Consider the following 13353-nt stretch of genomic DNA (forward strand, 5'->3'; position numbering starts at 1 on the left):
TGGGTGGCACTCGCCTTTTGCATGCTCTCCCAGAGTCATTGCACTAAAGGCGTCCGATGCCGCGATGCCTGCATGTACATGCAGCGTGACGACGGCGTCCTCGCCTTCTTTGGCCAGCAGTCGGGCGTCATTGGCAACCTGCCGGAACTGTCTGGCTTTTCAGTAGTCCCCGCCGGACTGCATCATCGGCCGGAATCCATCTACTTCAGTACATCCGTGTTTACTTTAGTTTCCGCCCAGAGTGTGTCCGGCAGCGGCCCGGCCGGGTATCCAGCAGCCTGCGCTGGATGGGCCGCGGCCGTCCGGACTTTGGACATTGAAGGCGGCCGCGTGCACCCGGTAGCTTGGTCCAAGCACGCACACTGACGATCGGAATACGGGTGGCAAAGAAGAGCAGCAAGGGGCGCCCGCACCGGGGCACGCGGGGACCCGGTCACCGTGGCGACCGGCAGGCTGCGGATCGGCAGGCAGTGTCCGTGAACGACTACCGTGTTGCCCGGGCCATCGAGGCGTTGACCCCGGACTTCGTGCGCTGGTTCGAGGAGGACATCGGGCCGGCCGAGGACGCACTTACCTGCCTCGGGCTGGTCCAGGCCATCTCCGTGGATTATCAGGAGGAGGCCGGAACCACGGATGTCACGGCTTTCCAGGCCGGGCTCCTGGCGGACATGTTCCAGCAGATCGACGACGTCGACCCTGGCATGGTGGACGTGGTGGTCGAAATGTTCCACCTGTACATCGACTTCCTGCACGAGACCGGCCGCTGGACCGGCACGGACGAGGATTATGAAGAAGTCCATGCTTTCCTGCTGGGGCAGGCAGGCCCCGGGCTTCCGGTGATCGAAATTCCGCAGCTGGACGATGAGCGGGAAGTGCAGGGATTCGCCGCCTTGCCGCTGATCGCCCATGCTCGGGCCCTGCTGGACTGGATCGGCGCCGGCAGGCCCGTCACCAGCACCGGTGTGCTGCAGCTGAAGGACATCGAGGCAGCCGCCGCGAGCATCGGCGTGGCGGCCCGCGGGATCCGCAAGCGCAGCGCCGAGGTTCTGGACGCGGCCGGCGACACCATCCTGGCACAGTCGATGCGGGAGGTGCCTTTGCTCTACCCGCTGTGGACGGCGCTCGAGGCCGCCGGCATACTCGAGGTCCGTTCCACCAAGGTGGTTCCCGGCGAGGGAGCCCGGCGCTTTCTGGCCGGAAGTCCGGCAGAGCAACTGGAGCAATGCCGCTATGTCACTACGTGGTTCCTGCGCCAGGCGGTGCATGCCCGTGGCCTGATCGAGGCCTGGGACCAGGCCGCGGCTACGGTCCTGGTCAGCGTGATCGTGGCGGCCGCCTCGCCCGAGCCGCCGCTGCTGGATCGCGTCCTGCACCTTGCCGACAATGTGCCGGAGGAGGAGCGGACGGTGGCCATGCTGGCCACGCTGATGCTCCCCGGGCAGCTGGAAGAGTTGGCCGGACTCGGCCTGCTGGTCCTGGACGATCACGTCCGCGTCCCGGCGGTGGTCATCCAGTGCGTGGCCGGGGCCTTCGAGGACGAATTCGATCTCGATGTCACCTACCCGGACAGCACCGGACAGCGCGCGGCAGCGGCGCCGTCGTCGGTCTTCCAGCTCAAGATCATGCTCAAAGGTTCCAAACCACCCGTCTGGCGGCGGGTGCTCGTCGGCTCCAACATGCGCCTTGGGACCCTGCACCAGGTCATCCAGCTGGTCTTCGGCTGGGAGGACTATCACCTGCACAGTTTCCGGACCGGTGGTTGGCCCGGGACCGAATACGGGCCGGCAGGCCAGGAGAGACTCCTCGGCGAGCCGCCGGTCAACGAGGACAGAGTCCCGATCGGCGAAGTTCTCACCGGCGAAGGGGGCAAGCTCGCCTACACCTACGACTTCGGCGACGACTGGGAGCACATCATCACCCTGGAAAAGATCCTGGCGCCCGACGGCGGCCCGCTGCCGCGCTGCACCGGCGGCCGGGGTGCGGCTCCGGCCGAGGACAGCGGCGGCGTGTGGGGCTGGATGGACCTAGTGGAGGCCGTGAACAACCCCGCCGACGAGCGCCACGAGGAACTGCGCGAGTGGCTGGGCCTAGCGCCGGGCGAAACGCTGGACCCGAAGAAGTTCGCCGTTGAGGAGACGGACGCCGCCCTCGATGCACTGCGCTGAGCAGCACATCGCCGGACTCAGTTGCCGATGGGGGGAGGAGCGACGATTTCGGGCTTCGCCTCCTCTTCCTCTTTCGGCCGGTGCGCCGGCACAGCGACGATGATCGACGCGATGGCGATCAGGACCATGAACACGTTGAACAGCAGGCCGACGGCCCCGCCGAAGCGCAGCGCCACATTGTCCTGGCGGCCGAGGAAAATCCCCCAGGACTGGATCAGTTGGGGGTCCACGGCCTGGGCGGCCACGAAGAGCGCGGCGGAGATGGCCACGCCGATCGCGTTGCCCAGCGACGAGGCCATCTTGTAAATGCCGGCCGCCGCGCCGACCTGCGCCTGCGGCACGTTGGACAGCGCCGCATCCGTGGATGGCGTGGCATAGAAGCCCAGGCCGATGCCGAACAGCGTGAAGCCGATGAAGCTGACCACGATGTACTGGCCGATCAGCAGGAAGGTCATCGAGCACATCAGGATGCCCACTGCGGTGATGATGCTCCCCCAGATCATCGGCTTCTTCGGGCCGAAGCGTTGCAGCAGCTTCTCGCCCACCCTGATGGTGGCCAGGATGGCGATCAGATAGCCGAGGGTGAGCAGCCCGGACTGCAGCGAATTCATCCCGGCCGCGATCTGAACCAGCCCGAGCGACACGATGAGGGTGCCGGCGGCGCCGTTGAGCATGAAATTGGACAGCGTGGCGCCGGTGAAGGTGCCGTTGCGGAACAGCTTCAGGTCGACGAAGGCGCCGCTGCGGCTCGTTTCGATCTGCAGGAAGACCAGCAGGAACACCACGAACAGGGCGACCAGCACGATCCCGGTCCAGCTCACCCAGCCGATGATCGGGCCCTGCGAGATGTAGATGTTGATCGCCACCAGCATGATGATGAAGCAGATCAGTCCCGCCCAGTCGAAGTGGTGCGCCGCGGCCTGCGGATCGGCATCGGCCCGCGACTCCGGGGTGCCGCGGAGCAGGAACAGGGCCAGCACGGACAGCACGATCGAGATCCAGAAGATGGACCGCCAGCCGAGGAAGGAGGACGCCATCAGGCCGCCGAACAGCGAGCAGAAACCGGACCCGCCCCACGAACCGATGGACCAGAACGACAGCGCCCGCTGCCGGTCCTTGCCCTCGTAGTAGGTTTTCACCAATGCCATGGTGGAGGGCATGATGCACGCGGCGGACAGGCCCTGGACGATGCGGCCGCCGAGCAGCATGGCATCGGTCACCCAGCCAAGGTTCTCCGGGGTGAGCGCGATCAGCAGCGAGCCCAGAATGCTCAGGTAGATGCCGGCATACATGATCTTGACCCGGCCGATCCGGTCGGCCAGGCCGCCGGCAACAACAATGAAGATGCCGGAGAACAGCGAGGTGAGCGACACGGCCAGGTTGCCCAGCGTCCGCTCGACGCCGAGCTCGCCCTGGATGCCGGGGATCACATTGAGCAAGGTCTGGGCGAAGAGCCAGAAGTTGATGACGGCCAGGACAATGCCCAGCAGCCACTTGTCGTTCGGTTTCCAATCGGCCTTGATGCTGGCCGGGACCTGCGTAGCCACGGACCCAACTCCTTACTTGGAGAGATAAGACAGTGCCGCCACGACCTGTGCCTGGGTGGCCGTCCCAAGCGTCGGGTCGATGGCCGGCGCGAAGAACGGCGAGTGGTTGGCCGGAATGTCCTGCGACACGGTGCCGTTTTCGACGGCGCGGCGGTAGGCCTCGGGCGGGACCGACCCCACGATCCAGTAGGTGTACGGGACTCCGAAGGCCGCCGGGATCCGGCTGAAGTCCTCCGAGGCGGTGACCGGGTCCGCGTGGAACACTGCATCCGCCCCGAAATGCTCCGTGAACGCCGCCGTGACCCGCTGCGTGGTGTCCGCGTCGTTGCTGGTGAGCGGGAACTGGTCGTAGTACTCGAACTCGGGTTCCCGGGGCGAACCAGCGGCCGCACATTCGCCCTTCACGATCCGCTCGATGGACGCCATGATCCGTTTCCGCAGCGCCTCGTCGTAGGTGCGCAGGTTCAGCAGCAGTTCCGCCCGGTCCGGGATGATGTTCGACTTCGTCCCGGCGTTGGAGGCGCCGACGGTGACGACGGCGAATTCACCCGGCTGGGTCTCGCGCGAGACGATCGTCTGCAGCCGCAGCACGATCGAGGCGGCCAGCACCACCGGGTCCACCGCAAGGTGCGGCATCGAGCCGTGGGCGCCGCGGCCGAAAACGGTGATCTTGAGCGAATCCCCCGCGGAGAGCACGGGCCCCGCCGTGGTGCCGATCATGCCGGCTTCCTTCGGCATGACGTGCTGGGCGAAGGCCACGTCCGGGCGCGGCACCTTGTCCGCCAGCCCGTCGTCGACCATCGCCCGGGAGCCGGCCGCCGTCTCTTCGGCCGGCTGGAACAGCGCCACGTAGGTGCCGGACCAGGCGTCCCGGCCGCCGGCCATCAGCTTCGCGGCACCCAGCAGGGAGACGATGTGCATGTCGTGGCCGCAGGCATGCATGACGCCCTCCACCGTGGAGGCATAGTCGAGTCCGGTGGCCTCCGTGACCGGCAGGGCATCGGTATCCGCCCGCGCCAGCACAGTGCTGCCGGGCCCGTTGGCCAGCACGCCGACGACGCCGGTGCCGCCGATGCGCTGCACGTTGTAGCCGAAGCCGGACAGCTCCTGTTCGATGCGCCCGGCGGTGCGCTCCTCCTGCAGGCTCAGTTCGGGATGCCGGTGTAGGTCCTTGTACAGTTCGCGCTGCCAGACCAGTTCCTGGTCCAGGCTGCCAAGGACGCTCTTCGCATTCGCCATAGTCAGGCCTTCCAGCTGCGTCGCACGCGGAAGGCACGGTGCGCGCGGCTTCCGGAGGCACGGTCTAGTCCCACGGTAGGCTTCCGGCCGCGCGGCGTCTACGTTTTGGCCGTCAGCCCAGCCGGAACACCGGGACGAAGTCCGGATCCGTGATCGCAGGACGCAGTAGGCTGAACGGCTCAATGTCGTGCTCCGTGCTGCCCGTCAGCATCAGGTCCGCGAGGATCTGCCCGATCAGGCTGGCGAACTTGCCCGCATGCCCGGCCCCGTTGAACACCGCCACATTCGGGTGCTCCGGCAGGGTGTCCAGCACGAACTCGCGGTCCGCGGCCATGTCGTAGACACAGGTCTTGTTCGCCAGCGCGGGCCCGGCGGCCCCCGGCAGGTGCCGCTCCAGGAAGCCTCGCAGGACCGCCGCCTCGGTCTCGTCGCCGTCGAACACCCGGTCCTCGCTGGCGATGAACCGCCCGCGCATGTCCCGGGCCAGCTTCACGCCGGCCTCTCCATACACCGGGAAGCCGTAGAGCACCTCGGTATCGTGGTAGATCCAGATCGGGAACTTCTCCGGGGTGAACTCGGCCAGCCGGCGCGAGGCGAAATAGCTGACCTGCTCCTGGGACAGCGTCAAGTTGAAGTCCAGACCCAGGTCCAGCATCAGCTCGCCCAGCCAGGAGGCCGCGGCGACAACCAAATGGTCGGCGGTGAAACGGCCGGCCGACGTCGCGACTTCCACGGTGCCCTCGCCGAGCGACACCGACTCCACCTTGGTGCGCGGCAGGAAATCGACGCCGCGGGCCAGCGCCAGCGAAGTATGGGCCGAGACCGACTTGCGGATGTCCAGCAGGCCGCCCTCGGCCTGGAACATGCCGGTTACGTCGTCGTCGATCCGCCACTGCGGCCACGCCTCGCGGATCTGCTCCGCGGTCAGCCTCTCGTAGGGGATGCCGACGGCGTCCATCGCCGCCTGGTAGCCGGCCAGCTCGGCCGCACCCTTGCCCGGGGTGGCCAGGTCCAGCCCGCCGGTGGTGGTCACCAGCTTCAGCCCGGACTCGGACTCGACCTGCTTCCACACCTCGAACATGGCACGCGTCAGCTTCGTGTAGGCGGTGCTGTGGTACGCATGCCGGATGATCCGCGAGTGGTCCCCGGACGAGCCGAGGGTGTTGACCAGGTCGTATTGCTCCAGCATCAGCACGCGCTCGGCACCCCGGGCGGCCAGCCAGTACGCGGCGGCCGAGCCGATGGCTCCGGCGCCGATGACAATGTGCGAATAGCCGCGGGGCATGGGACTCCTCCGGTCGATGTGGTCCATCCATTGTCGCGGCATCGGGTGCCAGCCGAAACCTAGGCAGCAGCAACCGGAAACATCGTCGACGGCGGTGCACCGTCTTTGGTGCCGGTGCTCCATCTTCCTTGAGCGTGCCAGGGCCGAGGAAGATCACGTCGATGTCCGGCAAAGTAGTCTCATCAAATACCTGATGCACACTCTTGATCACTTGCGCTGAATCATCCGGATAGGACGGTTCGCCCCGGCATCGGTGTGCTGGTGACCAGCCATCGCTTCCCGGGGGTGGCCCAGGTCATTTCGGCGGTCATGTTCGCCGGCGGAGTTGCTATAGGAAACCCTCCTCCGAGGAGCCGGGGCATGGGACCCGAGTTCGCGGCGCTGTTCGCCGTCCTGGCTGAGCCTGGGTGCGTCGCCGTACTTCCGGGGCAGGCCCACGGCTGCTGTGCCGCATGGAGATCAACCGGGGCGATGGTCCCCGTAAAGTACGACGAGATCATCGTTACCCATTAGCTCCGAAGGACTGCCGACATGGATTTCCGCCAACTTGAGTACTTTAAAGCCGTGGTCGAGGCCGGATCGGTCTCGCAGGCTGCGAAGAACCTCAGCATGACCCAGCCGCCCGTGAGCCTCGCGATTGCGAAGCTGGAACGCGAGCTGGGCGTCCGGCTGCTGGACCGGACCGCGAAGGGCGTCCATCCCACGAATGCGGGCCTGTACCTGCTGGCCAACGGCGGCCGGCTGGTGGCCGATCGGGACCGGCTGGTGGGCACGCTGTCCATGATGGGTGAGGGCGTGGTCGGCGACCTGCGCATCGGCGTCGAGCCGATGGTGGTCAACGAGGTGGTCGCTGATGTCCTGGCCGAGTTTATCGAGCAGACGCCGCGCGTGCGCGTGAGCCTGACCGACGCCGCCCCCGATGCCATCCTGCGCGGGCTCCGGGTCGGCGAGCTGGATATGGCCTGCGTCCCGTTCAGGCCGGATGAGTTCGCCGATTTCGTGTCCGATATCTGCGAATGGCAGACCATCGTGAAAATCGATGTGAAGCTCGCGGTTCCCCGCTGGCGGGCCCGGGAATACCACCCGGGCGGCCGGGGCTGGGGTCGGTGGATTCTGCCGTACCGGCTGGCAGCATTCCAAGGCATGCCGGAAGCGGTGGAGGGGGCCCTGTCCGATGACAAATCCTTCGAGGTCCTCGAAGTCTCCACGCCGCAGACCGCCCTGCCCTTCGTGGCGGCCGGCCTTGGCGTCGCGCCGGTAACGCAGCGCATCGCGGAGAAGTATGAAGCGGTGGCGCTCGTGGATGCGCCCCAATGGCTGGAACCGATGCAGGCGACGCTGCTCTGGCGGCGGGGAGCCGAAATCACCCCGGTAATGCAACGGTGGCTGGACGTCACCCGGAAGGTCGGAGCGCGCCGCCAGGCGCAGGAAATGTGACCAGAGCCATATAGAAAACTTTTCCCCCTTTAATCTCGGCGAATATAGCAAAGCCTGAAAGACGTCAAACCAAATCTCAAATAGTGGACGCTTTTAATTGTGATATACATCACATAAAACGGGTCATATCTGAGGGTGTGGAAGGCCGCCCGATTTCGGATATAACGCCTAGCCAGCCTGTCTTTTTCGCCCTTCCGTGAAGCCTCTGGGTGGGCTTCAATTTATGGTCCCGGCCCGCCCGGACCGATGTGAGATCCCTCTTGCCCTGTCGACCAGTTGCCTGGGTCACACCCCTGTGTAAATGTCATCGGCAGCCGGAGCCAGCACGACGCCGGCAGCGAAGAAAGGATCTCCAGCAATGAGCGTGATGAGCGCGGAGCGGTCAGAAGACACCGTGGCGAACAAGGACTACATCCCCTTCACCGGCCAGGAATACCTCGACAGCCTCAACGACGGCCGCGAGGTGTGGATCTACGGGGAGCGGGTGGAAAACATCACCGAGCACCCGGCCTTCCGGAACTCGGCCCGGATGATCGCCCGCATGTACGACGCGCTCCACGATCCGGCGCGCAAGGACATCCTGACCATCCCCACCGAGTGGGGCGGCTTCACCCACCGCTTCTACCGCGCCCCCGGCTCGGCCGAGGAACAGTTGGCCCAGCGCGACGCCATCGCCGAGTGGCAGAAGATCGCCTGGGGCTGGATGGGCCGTTCGCCCGACTACAAGGGCTGCTTCCTGGGCACGCTGGGCGCCAACGCCGAGTTCTACCGCGGTTTCGAGGACAACGCGCGCAACTGGTACCGCAAGGCTCAGGAAAAGACCTGGTACGTCAACCATGCCATCATGAACCCGCCGGTGGACCGCGGCATGGGCGAAAATGCCGGCAAGGACGTCTTCGTCCGGGTCACCAAGGAAACCGATGAGGGCATTTACGTCACCGGCGCCAAGGTGGTGGCCACCGGCTCGGCCCTGACCCACTACACCTTCGTCGGCCACGTCGGCCAGGTGGCAGTCCAGGACCCGGCGTTCTCGCCGGTCTTCATCACCCCCACCAATGCCCCGGGCATCAAGCTGATCTGCCGCACCTCGAACGAGTACCGCGCGGCCGTGCTGGGCAGCCCGTTCGACTACCCGCTCTCCAGTCGGCTGGACGAGAATGACGCGATCCTGGTCATGGACAACGTGTTCGTCCCCTGGGAGAACGTTTTTATCCACAACGACCTGGAGCAGGCGAACCGGTACAACATCCACTCCGGCTACCTCGAGCGCGCCTCGCTGCACGGCTGCACCCGCTTCGCGGTCAAGATGGACTTCCTCGTCGGCATGCTGACCCGCGCCCTCGAGGTCACCGGCGCCCGCGAGTTCCACGGCGTCAAGTCCCAGCTCGGCGAGGTCATCGCCTGGCGCAACACCTTCTGGGCGCTCTCCGACGCCATGGCCAAGAGCGAGGTCCCGTGGAAGAACGGGATGATCCAGCCCGATCCGCAGTTCGCCGGCGCCTACCGGGTGATGAACCAGCTGGCCATGCCCAAGATCAAGAACATCATCGAGCAGGTGGTGGCCTCGGGCCTGATCTACCTGAACTCGCACGTGAATGACTTCAAGGCCTCCGAGATCCGCGGCTACCTGGACACCTACGTCCGCGGTACCGGCGGCATCGACGCCGAAGAACGCGTCAAGGTCATGAAGATGCTCTGGGACGCGATCGGCACCGAGTTCGGCTCCCGCCACGAGCTGTACGAGATCAACTACATCGGCAGCAACGACGTCACCCGCCAGACCAACCTGTTCGGCGCGATGGGCAACGGCGTCCTGGACTACTGCAAGGGCTTCGCGCAGAGCGCGATGGACGAATACAACCTGGACGGCTGGACCGTTCCGGACCTGGTGGGCCCGGAAGACGTCAGCGTTCTGAAGTCCTAACTCACTTTCGATCCAGCCACAGGAGGACTCATGGCTACAGCAATCGACGCCGCCCAGGTCACCTACGAAGCACCGGACCTCGAGCTCATGGAGAAATTCCTGACCGCCTTCGGCATGACCAAGGTGGAAGGCAGCGACGAGAACACCCTGTACATGCGGGGAACCGGCACCCAGCACCACATCCACACGACCCGCAAGGCAGCCAAGCAGCGCTTCATCGGTGCGTCCATCGAGGTCGCCGCCCGGAAGGATCTCGACGAGCTGGCCGCGATGCCCGGATCGTCGCCTGTTCGTGAGGCCGTTGAGCCGGGCGGCGGCTTGGAGGTCGTCATGCACACCCCCGACGGCATCGAGATCAAGGCGATCTGGGGCCGGGAGAAGCCCGAGCCCCTCAAGGATCGCGAGCCGTTCGCTTTCAATAACATCAGGGACAAGAACCGCGTCAACGGCACGGTCCGCCAGGGCGTTGCCCCCTGCACGATCGCCCGCCTGGGGCACTTCGTGCTGCATGTCAGTGATCACGATGCGACGCTGGCGTGGTTGAAAGCGCGCTTCAACTTCCTGGACTCCGACTACTTCCTGCCCCCGGGCGAGGAGGGCCCGATTGTCGGTACCTTCCTCCGACTGGATCTGGGCGAGCAACTGGTCGACCACCATTTCATGCTGGTCCTGCAGTCGGACTGGGTGGGCGTGCACCACGCTGCCTACGAGGTCACCGACCTGGATGCGGTGATGTCGTCCCACGACTTCCTGCTCCAGGAAGGCTATACGCCGGATGTAGGCGTGGGCCGGCACCTGCTGGGCAGCCAGGTGTTCGACTACTGGAAGGACCCGTTCGGCTTCCGGATCGAGCACTACACCGACGGCGACGTCGTGGACGCCAGCCACCAGCCCGGCAAGTTCAACGGCACTGCCAGCGAAACCACGCAGTGGGGCAACCGGCCGCCGCTGGAGTTCTTCCAGTGAGCGCCGCCATCACAGAGCCGCTGGCCGCCACCGGGCTGGATCCGGCGGTCCGGGAGAAGCTGCTGAAGGTCGGCTCGGCCAACGTTGCCAACGTCCTGCTCAAGCGCGGCTTCCGGAACGTCATGATGCTGGGTGTGGCTCCGCTGTCCGCGGACCAGCCGCAGTTGGTGGGACCGGCCTACACGCTCCGGTTCATCCCGGCGCGCGAGGACCTGGACTCGATGGCCAATTACGGCCGCGGGGACAACAAGCACCGCCGCGCGATCGAGGAGTGCCCGGCCGGTTCCGTCCTGGTGATCGACGCCGGTGGTTCGCTGGCGGCGTCGTCCATGGGGGACATGATGGCCGCCCGCCTGAAGTACCGCGGCGTCAGCGGCGTGGTGACCGACGGCGGCTACCGCGACGCGGCGGCCATCCGCGGGACGGGCCTGCCCTGCTACCAGGTGCGCAACGCGCCGCCGGCCACCCCGATCGCCCTGCACCCGGTGGCCCTGGACGAGCCGGTCGGCTGCGCCGGCGTCGCTGTCTACCCGGGCGATGTGATCGTCGGCGACAGCGACGGCGTCGTGGTCATCCCGTGGCACCTGGCCACGGAAGTGGCGGACGAGGCGCTCGACGCCGTCGAGTACGAGGAGTTCGCCGCCCGGCATATCGCGAATGGCCGGTCCATCTTCGGGCTCTTCCCGGCCACGCCCCAAAGCCGCGCCGAATACGACGAATGGGTGGCCGCGGGCCGCCCGGAAGTGGAGTCATAGTGAACGTCAACCCCGAACTGCTCAAGTCGCTGGAAATCCTCATCCACCAGGGGGACCTGAAGGAGGAGGAGTGGATCGACTACCCCGACTACGGGTTCCGGCAGTACTTCCTGTTCAAGAACCCGGAGACCGGGGCCAGCATCGCGCTGCTGGACTACGAGAAGGGCGGGACCATCCCGACCAAGCACACGCATGCGTCCAACCAGTTCATGTACTGCCTCGAAGGCGACTACGAGTATACGGACTCGGGCCTGCGGCTGAAGCCGGGCTCCTTCTACATGAATCCGAAGGACCACCCGCACGGACCCACCGTGGCCCATGAGCGCAGCCTGCTGATCGAGATCTACGACGGTCCGCACTACTACGAGAAGCCCGAGTACCACACCGACGAGACCATCGGCGGGTTCCTCGCCAAGGACTGAAGCGGCAGCCCGGCCTCGTTGCCACCGACCTGACGAAACGAATGGAAGAGACTTTGCTTACCACCACACAAGCCCTGTTCGACACCGAAGAAGCGCTGGCCGCCTTCGGGCTGGATAAGGTGCACTCCGGCACCTACTCGGACTCCTTCGGCTGGGGCGCCGTCGAGGGGCGCCCGGTCATCGAAGCGCAGTACCCGGCCGACGGCGAGATCGTCGGCCGCGTCGCGGCCTCGGACGCCGGCGACTTCGAGAAGATCCTCACCGCATCCGTCGACACGCAGAAGAAGTGGCGCATGGTGCCGGCACCGCGCCGCGGCGAGTTCGTGCGCCGCATCGGCCAGTTGATCGAGGAAAACCTCGACGCCTTGGCCGCGATCGACTGCCTGGACACCGGCAAGTCGACCATGGAGGCCAAGGGCGAGCTGCGCGAATGCATCGACATGGCCACGCTGGCCGCCGGCCAGGCGCGGATGATGTACGGCTTCACCCAGCAGTCCCAGCGTCCCGAGCACCGTATGTACGATCAGTGGCTGCCGCTGGGCGTTGTCGGCATCATCAGCGCCTACAACTTCCCGGCCGCCGTCTGGGCGCAGAACGGCTTCCTGTCCGCGATCGCCGGCAACACGGTGGTCTGGAAGCCCAGCCCGAAGGTCCCGCTGACCGCCATCGCCATCCAAACCCTGGTCAACCGGGCGGCCAAGGAAATGGGCTGCGAAGGCGTGTTCTCGCTCTTCATCCCCGCCCAGAACGACGTCGCCGAGAAGCTGGTCACCGACACCCGCATCGCGATGGTCTCCTTCACCGGTTCCACTTCCGTGGGCAAGAAGGTCGCCAACATCGTCGGCTCCACGCTCGGCCGCCGCTACCAGCTGGAGTGCTCCGGCAACAACGGCTGCATCGTGGACGAGACTGCCGACCTTGAGCTCGCGGCCAAGGCCCTCACCTTCGGCGTCGTCGGCACCACCGGCCAGCGCTGCACCAGCACCCGCCGCGTAATCGCCCACTCGAGCATCGCCGACGAGTTGGTCGAGCTGATGAAGAAGTCCTTCGACCAGATCACCATCGGCGATCCGCGCGACCCGGACACCGTCGTCGGCCCGCTGATCGACGCTCCCGCTGTCGAGGACTACAAGAACATCCTCGCCGGCGCGCAGCGCGACGGCGCCACCGTCGCCTACGGCGGCAACGTCCTGGACCGCCCGGGCCTGTACGTGGAACCGACCATCGTGACCGGGGTCCAGCCGCACTTCGAGATCGCCCAGGAGGAGACCTTCGCACCGATCGTCTCCGTGCTGACCTACGAGACCCTCGACGAGGCCATCGAGATCCACAACGGCGTCGCCCAGGGCCTGGCCTCGGGCATGCACAGCACCAACCTGACCAACATCGAGACCTTCCTCTCCGCCCGCGGCAGCGACTGCGGCATTGTGCGCATCAACATGGGCACCACCGGCGCCGACGTCGGCTCCGCGTTCGGCGGAGAGAAGGAGACCGGCGGCGGACGCACGGCCGGTTCCGATGCCTGGAAGGGCTTCATGCGCCGCCAGAGCGTGTGCGTGAACTGGGGCGGCAAGAGCGCCTGGGACAACCGGATCAACCTCTAAGGAGACAAC

Annotated in this window: 11 protein-coding genes; 8 read left to right on the forward strand and 3 right to left on the reverse strand. The window is 66.1% G+C overall.

From position 1 onward, the window contains the following. Positions 1-476 precede the first annotated feature (476 nt). A complete protein-coding gene (locus LVY72_RS24575; protein WP_237818545.1) occupies positions 477-2165 on the forward strand; it encodes a plasmid pRiA4b ORF-3 family protein in 1689 nt (562 codons plus the stop codon). Between the two features lie 17 nt (positions 2166-2182). Here the strand turns inward: LVY72_RS24575 and LVY72_RS05610 are convergent, their stop codons facing one another. The 3 genes from LVY72_RS05610 to solA form a co-directional block, all read right to left on the reverse strand. After that, positions 2183-3712, reverse strand: coding sequence for an MFS transporter (locus tag LVY72_RS05610; RefSeq protein WP_237818547.1), 1530 nt, complete (start codon positions 3710-3712; stop codon positions 2183-2185). Between the two features lie 12 nt (positions 3713-3724). Next, positions 3725-4951, reverse strand: a complete 1227-nt coding sequence (locus LVY72_RS05615; RefSeq protein WP_237818549.1) for a M20 family metallopeptidase — start codon at positions 4949-4951, stop codon at positions 3725-3727. 112 nt (positions 4952-5063) lie between these two features. Then, the gene (gene solA / locus LVY72_RS05620; RefSeq protein ID WP_237818551.1) at positions 5064-6236 is read right to left on the reverse strand and encodes an N-methyl-L-tryptophan oxidase; all 1173 of its coding nucleotides are present in this window, start codon (positions 6234-6236) and stop codon (positions 5064-5066) included. Positions 6237-6596: 360 nt separating this feature from the next. Between solA and LVY72_RS05625 the strand changes: the two genes are divergently transcribed. The 7 genes from LVY72_RS05625 (at position 6597) to LVY72_RS05655 (ending at position 13344) form a co-directional block, all read left to right on the forward strand. After that, positions 6597-6749: a hypothetical protein gene (locus LVY72_RS05625; RefSeq protein WP_237818553.1), complete on the forward strand. Its 153-nt coding sequence runs from the start codon at positions 6597-6599 to the stop codon at positions 6747-6749. 18 nt (positions 6750-6767) lie between these two features. Then, entirely contained in the window at positions 6768-7673 is a 906-nt protein-coding gene (locus LVY72_RS05630) for a LysR family transcriptional regulator (RefSeq protein ID WP_237818555.1), read from the forward strand. A 358-nt stretch (positions 7674-8031) separates the two neighbouring features. Beyond that, positions 8032-9597, forward strand: coding sequence for a 4-hydroxyphenylacetate 3-hydroxylase N-terminal domain-containing protein (locus LVY72_RS05635; protein WP_237818557.1), 1566 nt, complete (start codon positions 8032-8034; stop codon positions 9595-9597). A 30-nt stretch (positions 9598-9627) separates the two neighbouring features. Continuing rightward, positions 9628-10563 (forward strand): VOC family protein, encoded by a 936-nt coding sequence (locus LVY72_RS05640; RefSeq protein WP_237818560.1) that lies wholly within the window; start codon positions 9628-9630, stop codon positions 10561-10563. Beyond that, complete coding sequence (locus LVY72_RS05645) at positions 10560-11318, forward strand: ribonuclease activity regulator RraA (protein ID WP_237818562.1); 759 nt, start codon at positions 10560-10562, stop codon at positions 11316-11318. The genes LVY72_RS05640 and LVY72_RS05645 overlap by 4 nt, the downstream gene beginning before the upstream one ends. Next, positions 11318-11740 (forward strand): cupin domain-containing protein, encoded by a 423-nt coding sequence (locus LVY72_RS05650; protein ID WP_237818565.1) that lies wholly within the window; start codon positions 11318-11320, stop codon positions 11738-11740. Before LVY72_RS05645 ends, LVY72_RS05650 begins: the two co-directional genes overlap by 1 nt. 53 nt (positions 11741-11793) lie before the next feature. Next, positions 11794-13344: an aldehyde dehydrogenase family protein gene (locus LVY72_RS05655; RefSeq protein ID WP_237818566.1), complete on the forward strand. Its 1551-nt coding sequence runs from the start codon at positions 11794-11796 to the stop codon at positions 13342-13344. The last annotated feature ends 9 nt before the right edge of the window (positions 13345-13353 follow it).

Source organism: Arthrobacter hankyongi (genome assembly GCF_022012395.1).
Classification (GTDB): Bacteria; Actinomycetota; Actinomycetes; order Actinomycetales; family Micrococcaceae; genus Crystallibacter; species Crystallibacter hankyongi.